This window comes from Anaerovibrio sp. RM50 (assembly GCF_000622005.1).
In the GTDB taxonomy this organism is placed as follows: domain Bacteria; phylum Bacillota; class Negativicutes; order Selenomonadales; family Selenomonadaceae; genus Anaerovibrio.
On record NZ_JHWV01000001.1, the window covers coordinates 341,437 to 365,841 of the forward strand.

At 45.0% G+C, this 24,405-nt stretch carries 26 protein-coding genes; all 26 read right to left on the reverse strand.

Annotation, left to right across the window (positions count from 1 at the left end; genetic code table 11):
• Position 1: 1 nt before the first annotated feature.
• The 26 genes from T525_RS0101690 to uvrC all read right to left on the reverse strand — a co-directional run bounded on the left by T525_RS0101690 (position 2) and on the right by uvrC (position 24,264).
• Entirely contained in the window at positions 2-622 is a 621-nt protein-coding gene (locus tag T525_RS0101690; RefSeq protein WP_027405752.1) for a succinate dehydrogenase, read from the reverse strand.
• Between the two features lie 46 nt (positions 623-668).
• Complete coding sequence (locus T525_RS0101695; RefSeq protein ID WP_027405753.1) at positions 669-1,226, reverse strand: Fe-S-containing hydro-lyase; 558 nt, start codon at positions 1,224-1,226, stop codon at positions 669-671.
• Positions 1,227-1,243: 17 nt separating this feature from the next.
• The gene (locus T525_RS0101700; protein WP_027397325.1) at positions 1,244-2,086 is read right to left on the reverse strand and encodes a fumarate hydratase; all 843 of its coding nucleotides are present in this window, start codon (positions 2,084-2,086) and stop codon (positions 1,244-1,246) included.
• A 228-nt stretch (positions 2,087-2,314) separates the two neighbouring features.
• A complete protein-coding gene (gene rph, locus T525_RS0101705; RefSeq protein WP_027405754.1) occupies positions 2,315-3,058 on the reverse strand; it encodes a ribonuclease PH in 744 nt (247 codons plus the stop codon).
• A 154-nt stretch (positions 3,059-3,212) separates the two neighbouring features.
• On the reverse strand, positions 3,213-3,881 hold the full coding sequence (locus T525_RS0101710) for a hypothetical protein (protein WP_027405755.1): 669 nt from the start codon (positions 3,879-3,881) through the stop codon (positions 3,213-3,215).
• 14 nt (positions 3,882-3,895) lie between these two features.
• A complete protein-coding gene (locus T525_RS0101715; protein WP_027405756.1) occupies positions 3,896-4,456 on the reverse strand; it encodes a hypothetical protein in 561 nt (186 codons plus the stop codon).
• A gap of 38 nt (positions 4,457-4,494) precedes the next feature.
• Positions 4,495-4,902 carry a thioesterase family protein gene (locus T525_RS0101720; RefSeq protein WP_027405757.1) on the reverse strand — a complete coding sequence of 136 codons (408 nt, stop codon included), beginning with the start codon at positions 4,900-4,902 and terminating at the stop codon, positions 4,495-4,497.
• Between the two features lie 131 nt (positions 4,903-5,033).
• Entirely contained in the window at positions 5,034-6,539 is a 1,506-nt protein-coding gene (locus tag T525_RS0101725; RefSeq protein WP_027405758.1) for a Na+/H+ antiporter NhaC family protein, read from the reverse strand.
• 142 nt (positions 6,540-6,681) lie between these two features.
• On the reverse strand, positions 6,682-7,848 hold the full coding sequence (locus T525_RS0101730) for an aminotransferase class I/II-fold pyridoxal phosphate-dependent enzyme (RefSeq protein ID WP_027405759.1): 1,167 nt from the start codon (positions 7,846-7,848) through the stop codon (positions 6,682-6,684).
• Positions 7,849-7,918: 70 nt separating this feature from the next.
• Positions 7,919-8,869 (reverse strand): ribose-phosphate pyrophosphokinase, encoded by a 951-nt coding sequence (locus T525_RS0101735; RefSeq protein ID WP_027405760.1) that lies wholly within the window; start codon positions 8,867-8,869, stop codon positions 7,919-7,921.
• A 108-nt stretch (positions 8,870-8,977) separates the two neighbouring features.
• Complete coding sequence (gene glmU, locus T525_RS0101740; protein WP_027405761.1) at positions 8,978-10,345, reverse strand: bifunctional UDP-N-acetylglucosamine diphosphorylase/glucosamine-1-phosphate N-acetyltransferase GlmU; 1,368 nt, start codon at positions 10,343-10,345, stop codon at positions 8,978-8,980.
• 52 nt (positions 10,346-10,397) lie between these two features.
• Complete coding sequence (locus T525_RS0101745) at positions 10,398-11,084, reverse strand: GntR family transcriptional regulator (RefSeq protein WP_027405762.1); 687 nt, start codon at positions 11,082-11,084, stop codon at positions 10,398-10,400.
• 2 nt (positions 11,085-11,086) lie between these two features.
• On the reverse strand, positions 11,087-11,965 hold the full coding sequence (gene ispE / locus T525_RS0101750; protein ID WP_027405763.1) for a 4-(cytidine 5'-diphospho)-2-C-methyl-D-erythritol kinase: 879 nt from the start codon (positions 11,963-11,965) through the stop codon (positions 11,087-11,089).
• Between the two features lie 23 nt (positions 11,966-11,988).
• Positions 11,989-12,693 (reverse strand): hypothetical protein, encoded by a 705-nt coding sequence (locus T525_RS0101755; protein ID WP_027405764.1) that lies wholly within the window; start codon positions 12,691-12,693, stop codon positions 11,989-11,991.
• 76 nt (positions 12,694-12,769) lie between these two features.
• Positions 12,770-13,900 (reverse strand): HAD family hydrolase, encoded by a 1,131-nt coding sequence (locus T525_RS15420; RefSeq protein WP_027405765.1) that lies wholly within the window; start codon positions 13,898-13,900, stop codon positions 12,770-12,772.
• A 151-nt stretch (positions 13,901-14,051) separates the two neighbouring features.
• On the reverse strand, positions 14,052-15,326 hold the full coding sequence (locus T525_RS0101765; protein ID WP_027405766.1) for a dicarboxylate/amino acid:cation symporter: 1,275 nt from the start codon (positions 15,324-15,326) through the stop codon (positions 14,052-14,054).
• A 143-nt stretch (positions 15,327-15,469) separates the two neighbouring features.
• On the reverse strand, positions 15,470-15,970 hold the full coding sequence (tadA, locus tag T525_RS0101770) for a tRNA adenosine(34) deaminase TadA (protein WP_027405767.1): 501 nt from the start codon (positions 15,968-15,970) through the stop codon (positions 15,470-15,472).
• Positions 15,971-16,234, reverse strand: coding sequence for a hypothetical protein (locus T525_RS0101775; RefSeq protein WP_027405768.1), 264 nt, complete (start codon positions 16,232-16,234; stop codon positions 15,971-15,973).
• Positions 16,235-16,450: 216 nt separating this feature from the next.
• Positions 16,451-17,404 (reverse strand): malate dehydrogenase, encoded by a 954-nt coding sequence (locus tag T525_RS0101780; protein WP_037324776.1) that lies wholly within the window; start codon positions 17,402-17,404, stop codon positions 16,451-16,453.
• A gap of 130 nt (positions 17,405-17,534) precedes the next feature.
• Positions 17,535-17,711, reverse strand: a complete 177-nt coding sequence (locus tag T525_RS16160) for a hypothetical protein (RefSeq protein WP_156945496.1) — start codon at positions 17,709-17,711, stop codon at positions 17,535-17,537.
• A 42-nt stretch (positions 17,712-17,753) separates the two neighbouring features.
• Positions 17,754-18,083, reverse strand: a complete 330-nt coding sequence (locus tag T525_RS0101790; protein ID WP_027405770.1) for a type II toxin-antitoxin system RelE/ParE family toxin — start codon at positions 18,081-18,083, stop codon at positions 17,754-17,756.
• Positions 18,073-18,330 (reverse strand): type II toxin-antitoxin system Phd/YefM family antitoxin, encoded by a 258-nt coding sequence (locus T525_RS0101795; protein WP_027405771.1) that lies wholly within the window; start codon positions 18,328-18,330, stop codon positions 18,073-18,075. The genes T525_RS0101790 and T525_RS0101795 overlap by 11 nt, the downstream gene beginning before the upstream one ends.
• Positions 18,331-18,539: 209 nt before the next feature.
• The gene (locus tag T525_RS0101800) at positions 18,540-19,172 is read right to left on the reverse strand and encodes a hypothetical protein (RefSeq protein WP_027405772.1); all 633 of its coding nucleotides are present in this window, start codon (positions 19,170-19,172) and stop codon (positions 18,540-18,542) included.
• A gap of 109 nt (positions 19,173-19,281) precedes the next feature.
• On the reverse strand, positions 19,282-21,252 hold the full coding sequence (locus tag T525_RS0101805; RefSeq protein ID WP_027405773.1) for a M48 family metallopeptidase: 1,971 nt from the start codon (positions 21,250-21,252) through the stop codon (positions 19,282-19,284).
• Positions 21,253-21,527: 275 nt separating this feature from the next.
• Complete coding sequence (locus T525_RS0101810; RefSeq protein WP_027405774.1) at positions 21,528-22,382, reverse strand: PHP domain-containing protein; 855 nt, start codon at positions 22,380-22,382, stop codon at positions 21,528-21,530.
• 85 nt (positions 22,383-22,467) lie between these two features.
• Complete coding sequence (gene uvrC / locus T525_RS0101815; protein WP_027405775.1) at positions 22,468-24,264, reverse strand: excinuclease ABC subunit UvrC; 1,797 nt, start codon at positions 24,262-24,264, stop codon at positions 22,468-22,470.
• Between the last annotated feature and the right edge of the window lie 141 nt (positions 24,265-24,405).

Genomic DNA, 24,405 nt, shown 5'->3' on the forward strand with positions numbered 1-24,405 from the left:
ATTACATGAAGTAAGAAGACATGAATGCCAAAGTGAACAGGCACATGAGTACGCACAGACCCATGGCACCCTTGTCAACAACACACTGGGAACGAGGTCCCTTGGTGATACCCCAAGTCATGCAGAAGGTAGTAATACCATTGCAGAAATGGAAGATTGCAGCAAACATACCAATAGCATACAGAGCAAATACAACTGGGTTAGCCAAAGTGGACTGAACCAATGCATAGCTGATATGCTCACCCATGATGCCCTTAGTGTAAATACGAAGGTAACCAACATGCCAGATGAGGAATACTACGAGATACCAAGCAGACCATCTCTGGAGAGCGAACTTCCAGTTACGGGAATAACCGTAATCGCTAGGGTTGTTGTTAGCCTGGAGTGCAATGTAAATACCGTAAATACCATGGAACAGGATAGGTACAGCATAGAGACAGATTTCAATACCAAGGAAAATTGGTGGTGGAATCAACTCCATCATTGCCAAGCCATTGTTGAACACCTCTGGGCCGCCCATTGCTGATGCATTTGTAAGCAAATGCTCAATCAGCACACCGCCGAGCAGTACAAGTCCGCAAAGGGAATGCAGTCGACGAAGATAAAAAGATACGTTAATCATTCTTGACCTCCTAAAATTTTCTTTCACACAGGAAAGTATTTATAATTTATAACTTACGATATGGTTTCTGACCAATCTCGTAATAGTCATTACCCTCAGAATCGATAACCACGATTGCAGGGAAATCCACAACCTCAAGAGCAGCAAGAGCCTCTGGACCCAGCTCAGGGTAAGCGATAACGGTGTACTTCTTAACAGACTTTGCAATGAGGGCAGCAGCACCGCCAACAGCAGCAAAGTAAGTAACGCCGTTCTTCTTCATGGACTCAACCACCTCAGGGGCACGGGAGCCCTTACCAATCATACCCTTGATACCCTGCTCAAGCATGGTAGGAGTATAAGCATCCATACGGCCGGCAGTAGTAGGACCGCAGGAGCCGATTGGATCCCCTGGCTTTGCAGGTGTAGGACCAAGATAGTAAACAATCTGGTCATTCCAGTCAATTGGCAGCTTCTCGCCACGAGCCAGAGCCTCAGTCATAACCTTGTGTGCAGCATCACGGGCACTGTAGATAGTACCGGTAATGAGCACGCTGTCGCCAGCGCGGAGCTTGCGGGAATCCTCTTCTTTAAGAGGAGTAGTTATACGAATTGTCTCAGCCATTATATAAACCTCCTATATTAAAGAACACGATGGGAATGACGGCAAGCATGGCAGCAGATGGTAACTGCTACTGGCAGGCCGGCAATATGAGTAGGACCCCACTCGATGTTTACAGCCAGTGCGGAAGTTGTACCGCCAAGCTGAGGACCGATACCGGTCTTGTTAATAAGGCCGAGGAGCTCGTTCTCCAGTGCAGCGTAATCAGGGTGAGCATTACGCTCAGTAATCTTACGCATGAGAGCACGCTTGGAAAGATAAGCGGCCTGATCCATAGTACCGCCGATACCAACACCAACAACCATTGGTGGGCATGGGTTGCAGCTTGCATGCTGGATAATATCCAGAACAGCCTTCTTAACGCCCTCAACGCCATCAGCAGGAACCAGCATCTTGATGCCGCCCTTGTTCTCGGAACCAAAGCCCTTGCAGGTCAGCTCAATCTTCAGCTGATCGCCTGGTACAATCTTGGTATAAATAATAGCTGGTGTGTTGTTCTGAGTATTCTTACGGTCAAATAAAGGCTCAGCAACAACGGACTTACGGAGATAACCCTCAGTGTAGCCCTTGGCAACGCCAGCGTTGATAGCTTCTGTCAGATCGCCGCCTTCGATATGAAGATCCTGACCTACCTCCAGGAAAATAATGGTCATACCAGTATCCTGGCAGATAGGACGATCCTCAGCTCTGGCAATCTCAGAGTTGCGAATGATCTGATCAAGAACAACCTGACCAACTGGAGACTCTTCAGTCTCACGGCCCTTCTTAAGAGCTTCATACACGTCCTGAGGTAAATAGTAGGCAGCTTCCTTACACATCTGCGCTACTTCTGCTGTGATCTGTTCAACATTGATCGTACGCAAATTAAACCCTCCCTAATATAATAAAAAAATACACTCGCATACATATCTCATATTATCATACTTTTAATGTGCTTTCAAGCCAATAACCACAAGGGTTTGCCCCTAAAAAGATGAATGGTATTCGTAATTTTCTTTCAGTTGTCTGATAATTCAGTGATAATCGGTGTTTATAGAATATCCACCTTATCATTAGCATATCTTACCAACTAAAAAAATATTAAAACTTTTTTATTCGCGGCCCACTTTCCAGACCAAATCGTTGCCCAAAATATCCTTTTCGTAGGAAATAAGTTCATCGGTGCCCTTTTCCGCCAGTGCCAGAAGATTGTACATTTCTTCACGGCTGAAAGGTCTTCCCTCGCCGGTTCCCTGCACCTCAACAAACTGCCCCATGCCTGTGCGCACCACATTCATATCCACAATACAGCTGGAATCTTCCTCGTAATTCAAATCGAGGATTGGCTCCCCCTCAGCGGAAATTCCCACGCTGATAGCTGCCAGAAAATCCTTCACCGGGAATGGCTTAGTGCCGTCATATATAGTTGCGCAGGCCTCCACCACGGCAATAAAGGCCCCTGTAATAGAAGCTGTACGGGTACCGCCGTCAGCCTGAATAACATCACAATCAACTGTGAGAGTTCTTTCTCCCAAGGCCTTCAAATCCATAACTGAACGGAGACTGCGGCCAATGAGCCGCTGGATCTCCTGGGTGCGGCCAGTCTGTCTCCCACGGGCAGCCTCTCTGGAAGTTCGGGTATTGGTAGCACTTGGCAGCAGAGAATATTCTGCTGTAAGCCAGCCCTCCCCCGTTCCCTTCAAAAAGCTGGGCACCCGATCCTCAATGGTGGCAGCACAAATCACTTTGGTCTTGCCCATTTCAATAAGAACAGAACCTGCGGGATGAATCTGAAAATGACGGGTCATATCATATCTGCGAAGCTGGTCATTCTTACGGCCATCTTTTCTTTCCATATTTTTCCTCCTTAGAAAGCAAGATGAAAGCATACAGGCTTTCATCAGCCCTTACACGAAATCTAAAGTTCATCTGCATCCTTTGGATTTGATTCACTAAGATTTCTTAGCAAAAATCCCCGCCACCTATACTGGCGACGGGGCACAAAAATACTTAGCTGTTCTGTTCCTGATACTGTCTAAAGTTCTTGATAATAACAATTGGGGTCTTCTGGGAAGCATTACCAAACGGATTATCAATGAGAAGGTTAGCTGCCATAAGGCCGTTAAGGCCCTTGGACTCCCCAACCACGCGGGAACGCTTCAAATCATTTACATCCGCAATAAGACCGCCAAAGCAGCCAAGACGTTCCTTAAGCTGTTCAACTACTTTGTCAGGGTCCTTTGGACCATAGACGATATGCTTGTCAAATGGTGGCATAGTACCGGTAACATCATCAATAAGGGCAGTCTGCTCACCGCCCCACTTGTAAAAGAGACCATTAGCACCTACCAGCTTGCCTAAAAAGCCCAGTAACAGAGCACCAGCTACGCGCCACTTGCCCTCCACATCCATAAGGGACTGCATGCCATGTGGGCTGGCCAAAGAGCCGTAATCAGGAATAAAGCGACAACAAAACTTGGCTACTCTGGTAATATTCAAATCCTCCGGACGAACAGCGCGGCCCTGAGTAATGGCCACTACACTCTCTGCCACGGAAATAACATCATCAGGGCCTATCTTACCCTTCGTATAACGCTCCACTGTATCAATAATATCATCCTTATCAGTGAGAATTCTGGTAGGGATTGGAATCAGTTCAATCTTAACATCATTACTCATATCAATAGCCCTCCTTATACTTCCACCAGTTCAGTGCCGGCCAGCTTGGCAATTTCAGCCGCAGGAACCTCAATACGGGCCTGACGATAGTGAGCCACAAGGCGGCCGGTCTCCAGCCAGATAATCTGGAAATTGAAGTCAGGCATCTTAGAAATTGCTTCTTTAATTGTCATGCCATGACGGGCGATAAGCTTAACCTGTGCCTTGATGAAGGTACGGTCCAGATCCTGGCCATAGCCCTTTCCCTGAATGATATAAGCCTCGAAGTAATCGTCCTCACGGGGAGCAGATACCAGTTCTGCATGGCCTCTGGTCTCAAGGCCATCGTACTGCTCATAAGGGAGCTGAGGACGAACAAGGCAATCCATAATAGTTGCACACTGAGGGCCCTCGTTTACATATTCAACATTTGTGCTGAAGGTCAGGCTGTTTTCAGTCTGCTCGTCCACCACAAATGGGCTGCGGCTGTCAACCTTGGCTATAACATTTTCAAGCCCAAGATGATTAAGATATGCCTTTACCAGAGCCACCAGCACAACTGCTGCAGCAATAATACCTAATAATATGTTTTCCATAAATTATACCTCCAAATTTGTTAATGCCTCATGACTAATCAGTCCAGCATTGCTTTTAATTTATCATAGTAAATATCCGGCAGACGGGTAATTTTGCCGGTGTCCATCGAAGTAAAAACATTCTGGGTCCTGCCCGTTACCAGCAGGGTATCATCGGATGCCCGCAAAATACGGTAAGTAAAGGCCATCTTTGCCTTGGTGAGAGCCTCCGGGGTTGTTTCAATAATCAATTCATCGTCAAATTTAGCTGAATTAACATATTTGGCACTAACCTCGGTAATGGGAAAAACATATCCATCATCCATAAGCTGATTCAGGGTAATACCCGCTTCACGAAGAAACTCCACACGGCCAATCTCAAACCATCTGATGTAGTTGGAATGATGCACAACAGCCATGGCATCTGTGTCATAAAAGTTAACCTTGTGGCGTACTGTTGTTACCACAACATCATCTCCTCATTTTTTCAATCTTTTACAACTTATTTAGAATAAAACGATACCAACTGAATGTCAAGGCGAAAATAAAACACCTGCACAAAAATGTACAGGTGTCCTAAACATATTAAAAAATTAAATCAATGGTCAACATCCACAGGCTTAACCTTGGCGCATATAATTGCCATAACAACTGCCAGAATAGCAGCTGCCGCAGCCAGACCATACCAGCCATTCATGGTATAACCATCAACGATATAGCCCACAAAGCTGGCACTGGCAACAATCAAAACATAAGGAATCTGAGTGGATACGTGGTCAAGATGACTGCACTGGGCACCGGCAGAAGCCAGAATAGTTGTATCGGAAATAGGTGAAGCATGGTCACCGCCAACTGCTCCGGAAAGGATAGCCGCCACAGTAATGGACAGCATATTAACATCGCTTGGCCCAATTACAGCTACTGCAATCGGAATAAGGATACCGAAGGTACCCCAGGAGGTACCTGTGGCAAAGGCCAGAATAATAGCTACCACGAAGAAGATAACCGGCAGGAACATTACCACATCGGTATTGGCACTTACCAGCATACCCACATAGCCCCCAAGATTCAGATACTTGTCGCTGCAGATGCCTGAAAGGGTCCAGGCAAAGCAGAGAATCAGATTGGCAGGGGTCATGGCCTTGAAGCCCTGTACAAAAGTTTCGCAGAAGGACTTAAAGGAAATTACTTTGCGTGGCAGATACAGCAAAGCTGTAAACACAAAGGCGGTGAAGGAGCCGAATACCAGGCCTTTGGAAGAATCGCAGTCCGCAAAAGCATCGGCAATAGTCTTGCCTTCATTAATACCACCAGTGTAGAGCATGCCATATACACAGGCTGCAATAAGAACAAGCAGTGGCAGAACCAGGTCGATAATGCGGCCGTTGCCGGTAGGACCCTCCTGCTCACTGTCACGATACTCCTTAGGAACAATAAAATTATCCTGATTTTTTCTGACATAGGCCGCCATGGAGAATACATCCCGCTGGGAAATGATAATGAACACCATAAACGCCATGGTCAACAATGCATAAAGATTAAACGGAATGGTCTGGAGGAACAGGGCAAAGCCATCAATCTCACTGCCCTCCGGCAGGGATGAGCCAACTGCTGCTGCCCAGCTGGACACGGGCGCCAATATACAAATAGGTGCCGCAGTGGCATCAATGATGTAAGCCAGCTTGGCCCGGGAAATCTTAAACTTGTCCGTAATAGGACGCATTACAGTACCAACAGTAAGGCAGTTGAAATAGTCATCAATGAAAATAACAATACCAAGAATAGCAGTCAAAAGCATTGCACTTCGACGGCCCTTGATATTCTCTGCCGCCCATTCACCATAGGCACGGGTAGCACCGGAGCGTGTAATGGCCGCCACAATAATACCCAAAATTACCAGAAAGACCAAAATATTGACATTGCCGCCCACCTTATCAGCCAGCACATCAAACATAGTCATAACAGCTTCAATTACGTTGAAATTTGTATATAGCAAAGCACCGGAGAAAATACCGATAAGCAGTGACATATACACTTCCTTTGTCGCCAATGCCAGCACAATAGTGATTATAGGTGGCAATATTGACCAAACAGATTCTACCATGTGTTTTTTCCTACTTTCTTCTATATTGTGAATAAATACTCATTTATTTTAATACAAAATAAAGTTTTTCTCAACTAAAAATATATATTTCGTACACTTAATATAACAATTAAGCATAACAAACGTCCATTGACAGTCTACATCAGGCAAATATGCCGGATTTTCGTACCTCATCCACGGCCCGCTGCATATCCTCCTCAGACTGCACCAAAGCCATGCGCACATAGCCCTCCCCAGACGGGCCAAAGGCACTGCCCGGTGTCACCAATACCCCGGTTTTGTCCAGCAGATCCTTGACAAATACTTCAGAATTTTCATAGGAGGCAGGAATCGGTGCCCAAACAAACATTGTTCCAGGTGGCTTGTCCATCTGCCACCCTGCTTCAATAAGGCCATCACAGAGAACATCACGGCGACGCTCATAAGCTGCCCTTGTTTCTGCTACTATGGACTGGTCCCCCGATATGGCTTCTATGGCTGCCGCCTGAATTGGCAGGAACATTCCATAATCCATATTGGATTTTAAGGTCTTTAACATTCCCACCACCTTGGCATTGCCAAGGCAGTAGCCTATGCGGGCCCCGGCCAGGCCATAGGTTTTGGACAAGGAGTTAAATTCCACTCCAATCTCCTTTGCCCCAGGAAGCTCCAGAAAACTGCCCCACTGACGGCCGTCAAATACAAGCTCACTATATGCATTATCATGCAAAACAATAATGTCATACTTTTTGGCAAACTCAATAAGCTCCTTATAGAACTCTATTGGCGCCATGGCGGCAGTAGGGTTGTTTGGATATGAAACAAGCATAAATTTGGCCTTCCGGGCCACTTCCTCCGGAATATCCTTAAGCTGAATCACATAATCATGCTCTTTTTTCTGGGGCATATAATAAAGCTCTGCCCCGGCGAAGCGTGGTCCATCAGCAAAAATCGGATAGCATGGGTCCGGAACCATCATAATATCCCCCGGATCCAAAATCGAAAGGGCAATATGTGCCAAACCGTCCTGGGAGCCTAAAAGAGAACATATTTCCGTGTCAGGATCCAGAGTTACATTGTAACGGCGCTGATACCACTTGGCCACCGCATCCAGCATGGCCTTTCTGTCAGAAATGGCATATACGTAGTTTGCAGGGTCCATTACAGCCTTGGCCATTGTTTCCATAATCCGCTTTGCAGGCGGAATATTTGGTGCGCCGATACTGAGGTCAATTACATTTTTTCCCGCAGCTACACGCTCCTTGCGCATTTCTGCCAATCTGGAGAATACCCCTTCCCCGAACTGTTCCATTCTTTTTGCAAATTCCATCTTCATTCACCCCTAATTATTGCTAAACGAAAAGGGCGAACCTAGATTCGCCCCTTGCTTTATTTAATTATTATTTGAAGAGCTTACTTACAGAACCATTGTTGTAGATACAATCAATGAACTCAGCCAGCATTGGTGCCAGGGAAATGGTTACAATCTTTTCGGAACGCTTCTCCGGAGCCAATGGAATAGTATTGGTAATAACAAGCTGCTTAATAACAGAATCATTGATGCGCTGTACTGCAGGATCAGTAAGAATACCATGGGAGCAGCAAGCATAAACTTCCTTGGCACCCAGCTTCTTAAGAGCCTTGGCACCCTCACACAGGGAACCGGCAGTATCAACCATATCATCAATCATGATGCAGGTCTTGCCCTTAACGTCACCAATAAGATTCATAACCTCAGCACAACCAGGACGTGGACGACGCTTCTCCACGATGGCAATACCCACATCCAGCAAGTCAGCCATTCTGCGGGCACGGGTAACACCGCCCAAATCCGGGGATACAACAATAGCATCCTCAAGATTCAGCTCCTTAAAATATTCAGCCATTGCAGGAGCTGCTGCCAGATGGTCCACAGGAATATCAAAGAAGCCCTGTATCTGGCCGGCATGAAGGTCAACAGTAACTACACGGTCCAAACCAGCAGACTGCATCAGATTGGCAACCAGCTTGGCGGAAATAGGCTCACGTCCACGGGTCTTGCGGTCCTGACGGGCATAGGCATAGTAAGGAACTACGGCAGTTACGCTATGAGCAGAGGCACGCTTACAAGCATCAGTCATGATGAGAAGCTCCATGAGATTCTCATTAACCGGCTGGCTGGTAGGCTGGATAATAAAGATATCCTTGCCGCGAATGCTTTCACTGATCATAACCTGGATTTCGCCATTGTTGAAATGACCCACCTGAGCCTCAATAAGACTGATACCAAGATGCTCGGCAATCTCCTGGGCAAGTGCCGGGTTCGCATTACCAGCTAAAAGACGCATGTTACTCTTTGCAGATTGTGACATTTTTTATAAAGCCTCCAAACTTTAATAAAACAAATTTCTTTTGGTGGAAATTTTGCCATAGTAAAATTTCCGTATATATATTATCAGTAAACCACTGAAATATCCACTTTAATTTTTTCGTTTATCTGCCCAACCACTTATATTTTTTTGGTGAGCCCGGGCAATGGCCAGATCAGAGGCCGGAATATCCTTGGTGATAGTGGAACCGGCACCAATATATGCCCCCTCACCAACGGTTACAGGAGCCACCAGAGCCGTCTGGCAACCCACAAAGGCATTGTCACCAATAACAGTACGATGCTTGTTCTTGCCGTCGTAGTTAACAGTAACAGTACCACAGCCGCAGTTTACATGACTTCCCACATCAGCATCGCCAATGTACTGAAGGTGAGGCAGCTTGGTTCCCTCACCGATATTGGAGTTCTTAACCTCAACAAAGTTTCCGATGTGGACGTCCTTGCCAATATGGGTATTAGGGCGGAGATGAACATAAGGTCCAAAGTCAACGCCATCATCAACAATGCAGTCATGGCCGTAGGCAAAATGCCCCTTTACACCGTCACCAATGGTAACATTGGTAAAGCGGCAGTTAGGGCCAATCTCGCAGTTTGCACCAATTTTGGTATTGCCCTCCAGCCAGGAGAAAGGATAAATAACCGTATCAGGACCAACCTCCACATCAGCATCAACGAAGGTGCTGTCAGGATCCATAAGGGTAACTCCGTTATCCATTAATTCAATGTTCTTACGACGACGGAGAATCTTCTCGGCACCGGAAAGCTGAACCCGTGAATTGATGCCCAGAGTGGATTCGTAATCGTCTGCGGCCACAGCCCAGATTTTTTCACCCTGCTCACGGAGAATTCCCAGAACATCCGGGAGATAATACTCACCCTGGGCATTGTCACAGCCCACCTTCTCCAGAGCCTCAAACAAATCCTTGCACTCAAAGCAATAAATGCCGGAGTTAACCTCCTTCACCTGGCGTTCCTCCTCAGTGGCATCCTTCTGCTCCACAATACGGGCAACATCACCCTCTGCAGTACGGATAATACGGCCATAGCCAGTGGCATCGGGCATAATTGCAGTAAGAACGGTTGCCTTGGCACCGGCGGCCTTATGGCCTTCATAAAGCTTGCTGATAAGGTCGGCAGTAACCAACGGGGTATCACCGCAAAGCACCATGACAGTGCCATTTTCCTTGGAAAGAAGAGGTGCCGCCTGCTTTACCGCATGGCCAGTACCCAGCTGCTCAGACTGTACCACGAACTCAGCCTGGTCCCCAATGGCTTCCTTTACAGTTTCACCGCCAAATCCAACCACTACCACATTCCGTCTGGAACCAGCCTTGGTGGCGGCATCCAGTACGTGCTGCAGCATAGACTTCCCTGCGACCTTATGTAAAACCTTTGGCAGCTTGGACTTCATTCTTGTACCCTTGCCAGCTGCTAAAATTACTGTTACTAAATCCAGCATTAAAATTGCCTCCAATTAATTTATACTGATTATTTGCTAATTATATCTGAAATTATCCCTGTTTTTTCATGGCTTCCATGCTCTCAAGAAGGGTCTGCTCAGACTTCTCCATGTGATACTCCGCAGCCGCCCTGGCTTCAGCCACGTCACCCTGGGCAATGGCCTCCACAATGCGGCGGTGTTCCTCCAAGGTGGCCTTCAGCCGGCCCGGAAATGCCATGGAGGTTGAACGGAATCTGGTAAGCTGTTCACGAAGATTAAAGATAATGCCCACCAGGCGGGAATTGCGGCTGGCCTGATACAGAAGATCATGGAACTCAGTATCGCACTCAACGATTTTGTCCATGTCATTTTCCTCAATATAGCCTCCAATGGCCACCAACAGGCGCTGCAGTCTTTCCAGTTCTTCCTCGGTAATGCGCTCTGCAGCCAGACCGCTGGCCAGGGAATCAAGAGATGTACGTATTTCAAAGACCTCATTTACATCCCTGATGGACAAATTGGCAACATAAGTGCCACGGCGTGGCATCATAATTACGTAGCCCTCCAGCTCCAGCTTGCGGATTGCTTCCCGGACCGGGGTACGGCTAACGCCCAGATCCTCTGCCAGCTGGATTTCCATAAGTCTTTCGCCGGGCTTCAGTTTTCCCTTGCGAATAGCATCCCGGAGTGTTTCACAAACTACCTCCCGGAGAGGCTGGTAGCTATCCAATTTAATAGGTGATAATTTAGTGTCCATAATTAACCTCTATTTCTGCCAACAGTTTTTGCTGTAAACACAGCCGCCTCATTATCTATATTTTTAATTGCCGCTGCCATTTTCTCCGCCACTGATTCATCAGGAGCTATGCCAAACACCGTAGGACCACTGCCTGACATCATACTTGCCAATGCCCCATTGTCCAGCATTTCCTTCTTATATCTGTCGATAATGGCATGCTTTTCTATAGTAACACTTTCCAGCACATTACACAACAATTTACTTGCAGATAAAATATCCCCCTGCTCAATGGCCCTTATCATGGCCTTATTATCAGGGTGGGGCCCGTTATAGCCCGCATCATAGGTTTTGTAGGCCCAGGCGGTGGAGACTCCCACCTTTGGCTTGGCCAGCACTATATCCGCCTCCGGGAAATCCGGCAGACGCTCCAAAATCTCTCCACGGCCGGTGGACAGCATGGTGCCCCCCATTATACAGAAAGGAATGTCGGAACCAAGACGTGCCCCCAGCTCACAGAGTTTTTCCTCGGAAAGCCCCAGTCCGTATAGCTGATTCATGCCCTTCAGCACAGCCGCCGCATCAGCAGAGCCCCCTGCAAGACCGGCTGCAATAGGAATGTGCTTGTCCAGAGTAATTTTTACTCCACCCTTTATGCCACATTCCTCCATAATAAGTGCAGCTGCCCTATAGCACAGATTTGTTTTATCCCCAGGCAAATCAGAGCCGGGAATTTCCAGCTCAATACCGCTGTCAGCCTTTTCCATATACAGATTATCGTGGAGGCTTACCTCCTGCATAACCATGGCCACCTCATGGTAACCATCATCTCTGGTACCCAAAATATCCAGAGTCAGATTTATTTTTGCATTTGCCTTGATTTCGATTTTATCGGAACTCACTGTTCCCACTCCTTTAATATAGCTTAAATATCCCAGTGAAGATTATCCGGATTAGGTGTCGCCTTGTCGATTTCTGACAAAATCCAGGAAATATTGTCATGGTCAGCGGCAAAGGCCTTATCCAGATTTTTCTTGTGATGGTCATCAATCTCCATATTATGGAGAGCCATGTGCATATAATCCTTTGCTACAAGGGGTACTCCCCGCTCAGCTGCCAATTGGGCCTTGAAACGGTATCCGTAATAAAGGTAGCTGTTATGCTCTATAGGAATATCCCTGAACACCTCAATGCGCTCATCCACTTCAGCCTCTGCATCCTCCGTCTGCTTCATGAGATGCATAATATTCCAGCGCTGGGCCCAAAGCTCACCTCTAAGAATGTACTTATAAAGGTAGTCATAGGATTCCGCAGTCTCAATGGCCATATTAATGTGCTCAAGGGCCTTGTTATAAATCTTCTGGTCCTTTTCCACCTGGCTGAGATGCTGGAGAGCATAGGCCTTCTCCTCCACATCCTGGCTGTTTTCCTCGTCAGGCTCCACATCCAGCACAGACATAAACAGCTCCTTGGCGGCATCAAGACGGTTAAACTCCGGCATCGCCAAAAAATGGCCCAAGCGGGCACGGCAATGCCAATCCTCATAGCCATTGGCAAAAAGCTCCTGAGGCGGACGGGCTGTATTGTCAAGAACCATATCTACTAATTCGGAAAATTCTTCTTTATCCATTTAATAATTACTCCTTATTATCGTGTTTAACACTTTTATATTTTAAACTGTTAAAGTTGCAAATTTTTCTTCGTAATTAATAATTATAGGTAAACTGGTTGGCGATAATGCCAATAAGAAACAGCACTCCTGCCAGAATCGGCAGCACCGGTGCAAAAAAAGGCAAGGAGGCCTCAGCCACAATATAGCTGGTAACAGCACCCAAAACAAGGTTAAACAGCACTGTAACAATTATGCCTGTCTTTCTCTTGCCATAAGTATATTGGGCAATATCCACTGCACTCATAATATTGCCGAAATCCACGCTGTCCACATAAACATCACACTGATCCTTTATAGACTCATCGGTGATGCTGAGAGCAAAGCTGATATCAGCAGACTGGGCCAAAACCTGGGTATTGCTGGTGGTGGCCACGGCACCAATAAGAGAATCAGATGTCTTCATAATGGTTATCTTCTTGGCCTTCTCCATGGTATCCAGTTCAGCACTGACATTATTAATACCGGCCTGTCGGGCAATATTTCTGGCTGTACTGCCGGCGGCACTGGTCATAATCAAGGTGGAAATACCATAATCCCTAAGGGTCTGGACCGCTCCTGGAACAGTTGGCCGCAGGGCATCACTAAACACAATAAAGCCTCGGCAATAACCGCTGATACTGACGAAGGAAACCACATTTCCCTTTCCTGCCAGCTGATCGGCACGAGTCAATATCTCAGCGGAAATTTTCACGTCATGGTCCTGCAAAAAAGCTGCTGTACCAACCCGAACCTCCTGATGGTTAATTAGGGCCTCAACACCTTTGCCGGGTACCATATTGCTGGCAGATGCCTCGGGAAGCTCCAGCCGTTTTTCATCGGCCCACTCAGCAATTGCCTCCGCCAAAGGATGCTTTATACCAGCCTCGGCAGCTGCCGCGAAGGTCATGAGCTTGGAAGGGGCAATCCCCGCGGGAATTATATCATAAATCATTGGCACACCCTTGGTAACGGCACCGGAAAGGCCCATTACCAGCTGCCCCGTCAGATTCAGCACTGGAAGCAGTTTACGGCTTCTGGCATGAATATTGAACTTTTTAAGGGTCCGCATGGCCTGCCATGGAAGAATATACTTCAATAATAAATAGGCCACAGCGTTCACAAGCAGAAAAATACCGGCAATCAAGCCATAAAATGCCCATCTATTTTCAAGAAAAATATCAAACATTTTTACCAACTCCTATCAAATAATTATGGTAGCAGGTACCATAAAAGTCAATAGGCTGGGAAATTGATTTCCATTTGTATTATCCCAATAAAAAGTCGGCTGTCATTTGACAGCCGACGGAAATCTTAATGCAGATATTTGGGGACGCCAATCAGTCGAGGCTGTCCCTCAAATCGTTATTGGTCATGGCACATACACAGGAGTCAGACCAGACATTTTCTGCAGTTTCTATCATATCAATAATGGTATAGATAGGAAGAATAACACCCATAATTCCCAGAGGTGCCCCCATGGAGGACATAAGGGAAAGGGTCAGGAAGTAGCAGCCCATTGGTACACCTGCATTGCCCACAGCGGCAAACACTGCCACAAAGAGCCATGTAATCATGGTGCCCATGGAAAGCTCAAAGCCCGCATTCTGCATTACAAACAGAGAGGTTACCAAAATAAAAGCGGCACAACCATTCATGTTGATGGTGGTACAGATTGGCAAAACAAAACGGGAAACCTTCTTGTTTACCTTTAAGTTATCCTCAGCAGAGGCCATGGTAACAGGCAATGTTGCAGCGGAGCTCTTGGTGAACAGGGCCACTGCCAGGGCCGGGGACATCTTCTTAAATACTGTGAATGGATTTAGTCCTCTTAGCAGCAGGAATATTGGCAAAATAATGAAGAACTGGATTACGTTTCCACCCATAACCACAGCCACATACTTGCCAAGGGAGCCTACGATAACACCGGCCTCAATCTGGGCGGCCAGCTGCCCCGCAAAAGCCACGATACCGATAGGAAGCACATATACAATGCCCTTAATAAGGGTAAAAAGCAGCTCCTGAAGACCATTAATGGCCTTTAACAGCATCTGGGCATTTTCAGTCTTTGGCATGTGGGCCAAACCAAAGCCCACAGCAAAGGCAATGAGCAAAATAGACAAAACATTGCCTGCCAAAAACGGCTGGAGCAGATTATTTGGAATTACTGACAGGAAATGGTCATAATATGACAGCTTCCCCAGCTTGTCAGGAACCTCTGCCACCCCGGCACCAATAACATCAGCCGGCAAATTCTCAGGCGCAATAAAAATGTATAATGCCAGACCCACAGCTGCCGCTGCAATGGTGGTCAGTATGGTATAGACCACAGCATGGCCGAAGATGCGGCCCGTTTCCTTCTTGGTGCCCAAGGTTGCCAGGGTAGTAATAACTGCCAGGGCAATGGTTGGAACTGCCACGAACTGGAACAGGCGGGTAAATACGGTGGCAACAAAATTGAACAAGTCATTAAGCACCGGAATATTGAGCCACCCCAGGACACCACCCACTATAAGGGCCGAAAACCACAAGATCATCTGCCTTATCTGAGCCTTCTGGTCAGTCTGTTTTATGGCCTCCTGGGCCTTCTTCTGAACATCATTTTCACTGGACATATCCTTCCCCCTCTTTCACATAAACATTTTCACCAACCTAGTAAGTCGGTAAAACTTATATGTTTAGTATGATACCCAAAATATATTAAAATGTCAACTCCTATTATACCATTCTTGCTCAAGTATACAAATGTCTCTATCTACTATTCACAGCCCGTAGGATTATTTTGCCTTTTCTTTTTATTTTGTTCACGGCGCATCTTAAAAAAATCCTTAATAATGCCGCAGCATTTATCCTCCAGCACCCCGGCAGTAACCTCCGTCTGATGGTTGAGATTGCTGTTGGTCAGAACGTTAAATATGGAATGCACCGCCCCGGCCTTCATATCTGCCCCGCCGTATACAACCCGGTCAATACGGCTGTTCTCAATGGCCCCGGCACACATAGGGCAAGGCTCAATGGTAACATAAAGGGTGGTGCCCGTAAGGCGCCATCTGTCCAGCTTTTTGTTTGCCGCCCGAATGGCCTCTATCTCCGCATGGGCAGTAGCATCTTTGGCTGTTTCACGCAGATTGTGTCCCACAGAAACAGTAGTGCCGTCCTTGGCCACAAGGACGGCACCTATAGGAACTTCCCCGAGCTCATAAGCCTTTTGAGCTTCAGCCAGGGCAAGATTCATATACTTTTCATCATCTAATATCATTTATGCCTCAGCTCCTCCTCTAAAGAACCGTAAATCCACGCCACCCTGATAGAACAAGGACTGAGTTACCTGCTGGCAATCCAGCACGTAAGCCTCTGAAATCGGGGCATCTTCCCGCTGCTGTCTCATCTTTTCGGTAAGCATTTTGTGGAACGGGGATTTACCATTATTCTGATCATCACGACTATTTTTCCGCAGGAATGGGCTGTTCACATCGCAGTCAACGCCTTTTACTCTTGCTACTCTTTCAATTTTCTCCAACATGATGATCACCTCACTTTATTAATTCACTAAACCATTTGACATAAGCCCCCAAAATTAACTAATTATCTCTTCTTGCCACATATATCGTTACTATTTGACTATAAATTAACATTGTATTCTGAAAAATACGTGTATACTTTCCAAATATACAAAAAAGGTCCACAGAAATCTGCAGACCTTTCATGTACATATTAAATATGATGTTTAGAAGTAAAATTACTTCTTCAGTGCATCGCCCAGGTTGTTCTGAGTGTTGCGAGCTGCCTGTACGGACTCAGCGAAACGCTCTTTCTCCTTGCCCTCGAGCTTCAGCTCAACAATCTTCTCAATGCCGTTCTCGCCCAGAATTACTGGAACGCCGATGCAGAGGTCATCCTCGCCATACTCACCCTCGAGGTATACGCAGCAAGGAATGAGCTTCTTGCCGTCAGTGATGATGGACTTAACCAACTCACCAGCTGCAGCACCAGGAGCATACCAAGCAGAAGTGCCCAGGAGACCGGTCAGGGTAGCACCGCCAACCTTGGTCTGTGCAATAGCATCCTCAAGCTCAGCCTCGCTAAGGAAGTGAGTTACAGGAATACCCTTGTAAGTTGCGATGGATCCGAGTGGAACCATGGTCTTGTCGCTATGACCACCGATAACCATACCCTCAATGTCGGTAGGAGTTGCAGGATAGCCCTTCTTCTTCAGTGCGCAGGACAGGAAATAACGGAAGCGGGAGCTGTCAAGCATACCACCCATACCGATAACCTTGTTCTTAGGAAGGCCGGAGTTCTTAAATGCAAGATAAGTCATTGCGTCCATTGGGTTGGAGATAACAATGAAGATTGCATCTGGAGAATACTTTACAGCCTGCTCAATAACACTGCCTACGATCTTGGCGTTGGTGCCGATAAGGTCCTCACGGCTCATACCAGGCTTACGAGGAATACCGGAAGTGATAACAACAACCTTGGAACCTGCAGTAGCAGAGTAATCGTTGGTAACACCAGTGATAGTAGTGTTGAAGTTAAGGATCTGAGCGGTCTGCATCATATCCATAGCCTTACCTTCGGAAACACCCTCTTTAATATCGAGAAGTACTACTTCACTAGCATAACCAGCACTTGCAATAACATTTGCTGCGGTAGCGCCTACGTTACCTGCACCTACAACTGTAACTTTCATAATTTTACAATTCCTCCTTTTATTTACGACAGACTGCGTATGGTCACAATCTGAACATTGAACTAATGATATTATAACAAATACTTATGAAATAATCAATTCTCAACCGCAGTCTTAATTTTGATATGGATTACTGTACGATATGCTTTATAATCTGCTCACGAAGTTCGCCTTCATAACACAGATCATCCATGACAGCATTAACATCCTTTTGAGGATTTTTGGACATTACATTCTTTACTGTCTGAATTGCCATTCTAAGTTCACCCCGAGCTTCAAATTCCATTGCTTCTTGCTGAAAAGTCATATAGGTCGCCTTCTTTCTGTTTAGCTCTTATGACTTGATATATTATAAGCCACTTAAAATATTATCCTGATTGCGTTTTCCATAAACAAACCGTAATACCACTATTTTCCTTGAAACATCATCAACAACATAATAAACAATATAATTTTTAACCAAAAAATAACGGACATCATCGCGTTTCAGAAATTCATTTTCAACAGTAGTCCCTGCTCTTGGGTGCAGACAAAAATTTTCAATCTGTTCCATAAATGCATCCGCTAAAGATGAAGCTGCAACGACATTCCCTAAATTAATTGCAATATAAGAGAATGCTTCGTCAATGTCTGATTCAGCAATATCAGTCAACACATAATCATACTTTTCAGATGCCATACTTGTCCCTCATCTTTTTCAGAGATTTTTTGCCATCTACTACACGACCTGCTTCATAATCAGCTATCCCCTCATTTATCATACGAGCCTCGTCTATTTTTCCCACCAGACGCTCATAATACCCTATATCCATAACTACAAGCCGGCCATAACCATTTTTAGTAACAAATACTGGTTCATTGGACTCGGCACATCTACGCTCTATTTCTACGGTGTTTTTCAAGTCTCTCATTGGAACAATCTGCATAACCTCACCCCCAACGCACTATGGTTATATTTGTATATAAATTATATCTAAAATTTAGCCACGCATCAATATTTTATGCATTTGCTGCCATGATATTTTTGCCCATATAAAAAGAAGCTCTGCAAGGGTGACGCAAAACTTCTTAAATAATTTCTTTATCAATAGTTCTGTTCAAATTCAATAGCCTCACTAACAGGTCGTTACCAAACTCATACTGATTCTTGTTGCTCATTATTATCATTCTTTTTATAAGTCTCAAAAAAATCGTCAAATGCTGTTTTTTCAATAAGATTTTGGATGTCATTTAATCTCTGGAGTTCCCAATAAATACAGAGTGAGAAAATCAGTACTACAATAGCCATGATAATATCAATACCATTATTTGATAAACCTCCAGCTGAATCTTTTTTAATCACCCCACTAATGCTCTTAACAACCGGATAAAATGTTGTAAAAACAAATGGCATTCCTTTTATTATTCTACTACCAGTATTAGCTTTCTTCTCAATTTTATGCTCTAAAAAATCAAGTTTTTTATTATGTATACTATCATCTGTAAATAAAGTGTTTATCTGTTTATATTTATTCTTAACATTCTGATGTCTCATCATTTCATATAACACATACTGTAAATAAAAAATATATAGAATCAAAACAAGTAACACCGTAAACAACAATAATGATTTGATACAACCATCGTTGCTTTTAGGAATAAAATCAATAATATAATTAGCTATAGCTAATAAGACAAGCAAATAAAAAAACGCTGTACTAAAGTTTTTAAAAAAAATAGTTCCTTTGCTACCATCTTCTTGTTCGACTTTTAATCTCCACTCAAGCAAATCCACCGACCTCCTAAAAAAAAAAGGGGCTGTGATTTTCAGCCCCCATCACTACTTAATTAACTGCACATTCTTTTAAACCTCACTACGGAGCATTTGAAGTGATAAATCATTCTTCGTTAAATTCCGAACGTTCTTTAATCCACCGTGCCCATCCTTCTGGAGAAAATAAATACATATTCGGGTTATTTATCTCATCTTCTGGTGCCCAAGAAGGATAATACGCTCCATTTGCATAACATTCTTTAATATGATCATGCACTTTGCTAAAGAAACCAGCTACGGCATTTGCACACCCTTCAAGATTAAACTTACCACCATATTTACATGAAGCAGTTATATCCTCCACATAATTAATCTGAATATTCTTAAGAGCGGCATCTGAGGCATCTCTATCTTCCTTGTACAGCCATAATTCATCTACACCATCCCAATAGTTTTTATCATAAAAGCTTACCGTCATAAAGGTATGGAGCAATTCTCCCTTTTCTCCGCCATCTCTAGTGAGTACCGGACAGATTGTATCATACTGAACCATGTAATATTTTCCGTTTTTAGAATGCAATCCATAAGAATAACGAATTAAATTAGCAGGACCAAACTCCTCCCGTTTTGCTTTTACAAGGAATAAATCTTCTCCTATTTGAGCCTCTCTAAAAGTAGTAACAGAGTTTATACCTTCAAATTTTGCTACAACATCACTCCAATGGATACTATTAGGGTTAAAGTTAATTGTAACCGGAACACCCAGTGTATATCCAGAAGCACGGGCTGCGGCACGTTGCTGTTCCTGCTGGGTGGCCTGTTCAGCCTCTACCTGTGCCTTCATCTGGTTGTAGTGCTGCTGGTAGGCACCAGATTCGTAGTTGGTGCGGACTTCCTGTGGGATTACCTCCTGATAGAACTGCTCCGACTCGTTATTTTTAATATTGCCGATAACGGTGATAATAATATCATCGTTTTCAAATACGACCTTGGCAGGGAAGTTTTCAGCATTGTTATGCACATATACTGCATCATTGAGCTTCTTTAAGTCTTCCTTGTACTTTTCATGCTTCTGGTACTGGCGCTGCTGTTTCAGTGCCTGATTCTGACTACGCTGTTTTGCAAAATCTGCTTTATCATCAGTGATTTCAGGGTCATATTTTTTTGCTTTTTTAAAATCAGACTGAGCATTATCTTTTTTACCTAGAGCTTCATAGCATTTACCACGATGATAATAAGCGGATGCATATTTATCATTTATTTTTAATACTGCATTGAAGTCTGCAAGAGCCTTATCATACTGACCTAAAGCAGTATAGATCATCCCTCTAGTGTCTATAATACCTGGATTATCTTTTACCTTCATAGTAGCCCATTTGGCATCTTCCAAGGCCAAATCATTTTTTTCGAGCAAATAGTAATAGTATGCCCGTGTCTTGTACGCAAAAGCTGAATTTGTTAAATCTATTCGTTTACTGGCCCATTCTATGGCATTATCATAATCGCCTAAATTCCAGCAGGCCTCTGCCAAATCATGGAGTATAGCTTGGGATTGACAGCCATTATCATAGGCATTCTTCAAGTAAGTGTATTCTTTTTCCCAATCTTTATTCTCGTGGGCTTCAAAAGCTTTTTCTATGTAACTGCCATATTTTTCATCAGCTATTTTATTATCAGTTATAACTTCATTACATAATTTTGGAAAATTATTTCTTATGTAACTATATATAGACAAGTTATTTTTTGAAATATCTTTTGAATAATGATTAACACTTATCCATACACTGCTGGCATCTCTGAAAGATTTTCCAAATTCCAATACTTTATCCTTGGATGGATCAAACCAACAATTATATGTGCCATACTCTTCCACAACAGGAACACCATAAACGAAATATTCCGTATGGCCTGTATAAGTACACGCAATATAGAAACGACCATAGTATTCTATCTTTTTCACACTAGGAATATTGAGCCGTAAATACCCATATTCTGTTCTGGCCACTATTGGATTATCCGAATTTTCGGCATAGCAGGTGCCAGCCAACAGAAGCAGGATTATCCACAGTCCTGCCAAAATTCTTCGTAATTTCATATACTTTCCCCCATGATAATTGATTAACTTGCCCTTTGTTGCTGATAAAGCAGCCTATACCCCCACTGCCCTCCTATCTCTTAAACAGTTATTAATATGAGAAAATTATAGCACCATTGTCCCCCCCCGCAAGACATTTGAGTATCCTTGACAGACTCCAGACCCCTACAGTCTTGCTTTTCCAAAGTAACTGCAAAAAGAAAAAGCGGTTAAAATGATTATTCATCTCAACCGCAGTTTTCTGCTCTTTGGGCATTTTATTAACTTAGTTTTTCTTATTTCTGCCCAATGTGGGCCAGTATTTTTTCATAGAAGTCATATGGCACATTCATATTGCCCTCGTGGCCAGTGCCCAGCTCTATGCCCCTCCGATTGGCGCCGTGGAAATCGGTGCCGCCGGTGGCCAGCATATTGTACTTCTCTATCATGCGGGCTGCAAATTCCGCATCCTCTGGGGAATAATTTGGATAATACCGCTCCATGCCATCAAGTCCGAAGGACATAAGCTCTTTTAGGGATTCCTCCTTCTTCTCCCAGGACCAGCCCTTCATGCCAATATCCTTATGGTAATGGGCCAAAGAGGTTACGCCACCTGCTTTTCTGATTACCGGCAGGGCTTCCTCAGCGGAAATATCACCATAAACGCCTGCTTCCTTAAGGCCTGGATTTAGATATTCATCCCACAGAGTCTGAATCTTGCATGGCAGATTCATAGCCACCAAAGTACGCATAATGGCATAACGGTCCAAATGAACAGCAGCATGCTTCTTCACCTTATCCATGGTGATATCCAAGCCCTTGCTTTGAATATATTCCACCACCTGGTCCATATTCTTTTCCTTGTTATGGCGAATCTTGGCATATAGCTGTTTAAAGTCAGAATTTGACTCATCAAAGCCAAGGCACACAATATGCATCTTGTTGTCCTGGTATGCCACGGTCATTTCCATGCCATTTATGAAATTAACTCCCAGCTTTTTGGCTTCATCTGCTGCCTCCCCATTTCCTGCAATGGATTCGTGGTCGGTGAGAGTCACTGCCTCCAGGCCCTTCTCCTTGGCCAAATCAACTATATCCCTTGGGGTGTAGGTACCGTCTGAAACGGTGGAATGAACATGTAAATCTATCATAAAATCAATCCTCTTGTTGTTGACCTCATCCACCGCAAGCGGTCCCCCTTCCCCAAAGTGGAAGGCAAGTGCGACGGAATTAGTCTTACCGAAACTTAAAATAATTATGTACAGCTTCTGCGGATGGGGTATTCATGCCATCAAGACTGGCCATTTCCTCCACGGAGGCCTGTTTTATCTTTTCTATGGTGCCAAAATGGTCCATAAGTATTTTTCTACGTTTTGGGCCAATTCCCTCCACATTATCCAGCACGGAAACAAGATTCCGCTTGTTCCGGAGCTTTCTATGGTAGGTAATGGCAAAGCGGTGGGCCTCGTCACGAATGCGCTGAATAAGATAAAGGGCCTGACTGCTGCGTGGAAGTATCACGGGGTCTGATTCCCCTTCCCGATAAACCTCCTCGAATCGCTTGGCCAGTCCCACCACTGGAACTGTAAGATGACCTGCTCCCCGGATTATTTCACAGGCGGAGCTTAGCTGTCCCTTACCACCATCAATGATAATAAGATCCGGCATTTCCGCATCTGCCTTGCCATAACGGCGCATGGTGACCTCCCGCATGGACTTAAAATCATCGGGCTTTCCTTCCGTGCTTTGTATCTTAAAGCGGCGATAGTCGGATTTTTTCGGTACCCCATCCTCAAATACCACCATGGAAGCCACTGTTTCCGACCCCTGGGTATGGGAAATATCGAAGCATTCCATACGGGTTGGTGGATTTACCAGCCCAAGGTATTTTCCCAGCTCATGAACGGCGCCCACAGTCTGGGCATTGGCCTGCTTCAGGCGGGCACTTTCATCTGCCAGTGCCTTTTCTGCATTGCCAATGGCCATTTCCACAATATCCCGTTTGGTGCCACGCTTGGGCACACTGAGGGATACCTTGTATTTGGTCTGCTCTCCCAGCCATTCCTCCAAAAGCTCCTGTTCCTCTACTTCCATAGGAAGCAAAACTTCCCTTGGTATAAAGGTGGCCTGGTTGTAATACTGCTTCAAAAAGGCTATAAGCAGTGCCTCATCTGTTTCTTCCTCACTGCCATCAAGAAGAAAATAATCCCTGCCTACCATTTTACCACTACGAACGTAAAAAATCTGCATACAAACGCCCAAACCGGAACGGGCCATACCAATGGCATCCTGATCCCCCACCCCGGTAATAATGCGCTGTTTTTCGGAAATCTTCTGTACAGCCAAAAGCTGGTCCCGCAGACGGGCTGCCCGTTCAAATTCCAGATTGTCCGCCGCTGCTGTCATCCGCTGCTTAAGATTATATTCCACCTGTTCTGTACGCCCCTCAAGGAACAACAGCACCTCATCTATCATGAGCTTATATTCCTCTGGGGATATTTTTCCAGCACAGGGTGCCAAACACCTTTTAATATGATGCTCCAGGCACGGACGGTCTGAATCCATACGACGGCAACTCCGCAAAGGGAACAGCTTTTTTAAAAGCCTTAAACTCTCGTGAAGGGCTGTAACATTGGTATATGGGCCAAAATACTTGGCCCCGTCCCTTGTTACCCGTCGGGTTATGTGAACGCGGGGAAAAACCTCGTTGGTGGTAACCTTCAAATATGGATAGTTCTTGTCGTCCTTAAGGCTGATATTGTACTTTGGACGGTGCTTCTTTATAAGATTGCACTCCAAAATCAGTGCCTCCACCTCGGAGCCCGTGAGGATAGTTTCAAAATCCTCAATGCGGGCCACCATGGCCTTCACCTTGGCGGAATGGCTGCTGTTCTGGCGGAAATACTGGGTAACACGGTTTTTAAGGCTTATGGCCTTACCCACATATATGATTTTGCCCTTGGCATCCTTCATGATGTAGACGCCGGGAGAATGTGGCAGAAGGACCAGCTTTTCCTCTATTATGTTGTTCATTCTGTCACATCCTTTCCAAATCATGTTAACTATACTGTCTGGCCAGGGGAAACTTTTTCGGCTTCATCACTGCGCTGTAATCATCATGCACGGTATGTAATTGCTTCTTCGGGGCCGGCAGGGCCGTTCTCACATCGCAAC

Bases quoted from the DNA above. Each gene is read 5' to 3' on its own strand.
- T525_RS0101730 (WP_027405759.1), bottom strand. From the start codon at position 7,848: ATGGAATTTGCAAAAAGAATGGAACAGTTCGGGGAAGGGGTATTCTCC.
- T525_RS0101695 (WP_027405753.1), bottom strand. From the start codon at position 1,226: ATGGCTGAGACAATTCGTATAACTACTCCTCTTAAAGAAGAGGATTCC.
- T525_RS0101755 (WP_027405764.1), bottom strand. From the start codon at position 12,693: ATGGATAAAGAAGAATTTTCCGAATTAGTAGATATGGTTCTTGACAAT.
- T525_RS0101765 (WP_027405766.1), bottom strand. From the start codon at position 15,326: ATGTCCAGTGAAAATGATGTTCAGAAGAAGGCCCAGGAGGCCATAAAA.
- T525_RS0101745 (WP_027405762.1), bottom strand. From the start codon at position 11,084: ATGGACACTAAATTATCACCTATTAAATTGGATAGCTACCAGCCTCTC.
- T525_RS0101735 (WP_027405760.1), bottom strand. From the start codon at position 8,869: ATGTCACAATCTGCAAAGAGTAACATGCGTCTTTTAGCTGGTAATGCG.
- T525_RS15420 (WP_027405765.1), bottom strand. From the start codon at position 13,900: ATGTTTGATATTTTTCTTGAAAATAGATGGGCATTTTATGGCTTGATT.
- T525_RS0101775 (WP_027405768.1), bottom strand. From the start codon at position 16,234: ATGTTGGAGAAAATTGAAAGAGTAGCAAGAGTAAAAGGCGTTGACTGC.
- uvrC (WP_027405775.1), bottom strand. From the start codon at position 24,264: ATGAACAACATAATAGAGGAAAAGCTGGTCCTTCTGCCACATTCTCCC.
- T525_RS0101780 (WP_037324776.1), bottom strand. From the start codon at position 17,404: ATGAAAGTTACAGTTGTAGGTGCAGGTAACGTAGGCGCTACCGCAGCA.
- T525_RS16160 (WP_156945496.1), bottom strand. From the start codon at position 17,711: ATGACTTTTCAGCAAGAAGCAATGGAATTTGAAGCTCGGGGTGAACTT.
- T525_RS0101810 (WP_027405774.1), bottom strand. From the start codon at position 22,382: ATGATAGATTTACATGTTCATTCCACCGTTTCAGACGGTACCTACACC.
- T525_RS0101710 (WP_027405755.1), bottom strand. From the start codon at position 3,881: ATGAGTAATGATGTTAAGATTGAACTGATTCCAATCCCTACCAGAATT.
- T525_RS0101790 (WP_027405770.1), bottom strand. From the start codon at position 18,083: ATGGCATCTGAAAAGTATGATTATGTGTTGACTGATATTGCTGAATCA.
- T525_RS0101795 (WP_027405771.1), bottom strand. From the start codon at position 18,330: ATGCAGATTGTTCCAATGAGAGACTTGAAAAACACCGTAGAAATAGAG.
- tadA (WP_027405767.1), bottom strand. From the start codon at position 15,970: ATGATATTAGATGATGAAAAGTATATGAATCTTGCCCTGGCTGAAGCT.
- glmU (WP_027405761.1), bottom strand. From the start codon at position 10,345: ATGCTGGATTTAGTAACAGTAATTTTAGCAGCTGGCAAGGGTACAAGA.
- T525_RS0101805 (WP_027405773.1), bottom strand. From the start codon at position 21,252: ATGAAATTACGAAGAATTTTGGCAGGACTGTGGATAATCCTGCTTCTG.
- rph (WP_027405754.1), bottom strand. From the start codon at position 3,058: ATGGAAAGAAAAGATGGCCGTAAGAATGACCAGCTTCGCAGATATGAT.
- T525_RS0101690 (WP_027405752.1), bottom strand. From the start codon at position 622: ATGATTAACGTATCTTTTTATCTTCGTCGACTGCATTCCCTTTGCGGA.
- T525_RS0101725 (WP_027405758.1), bottom strand. From the start codon at position 6,539: ATGGTAGAATCTGTTTGGTCAATATTGCCACCTATAATCACTATTGTG.
- T525_RS0101715 (WP_027405756.1), bottom strand. From the start codon at position 4,456: ATGGAAAACATATTATTAGGTATTATTGCTGCAGCAGTTGTGCTGGTG.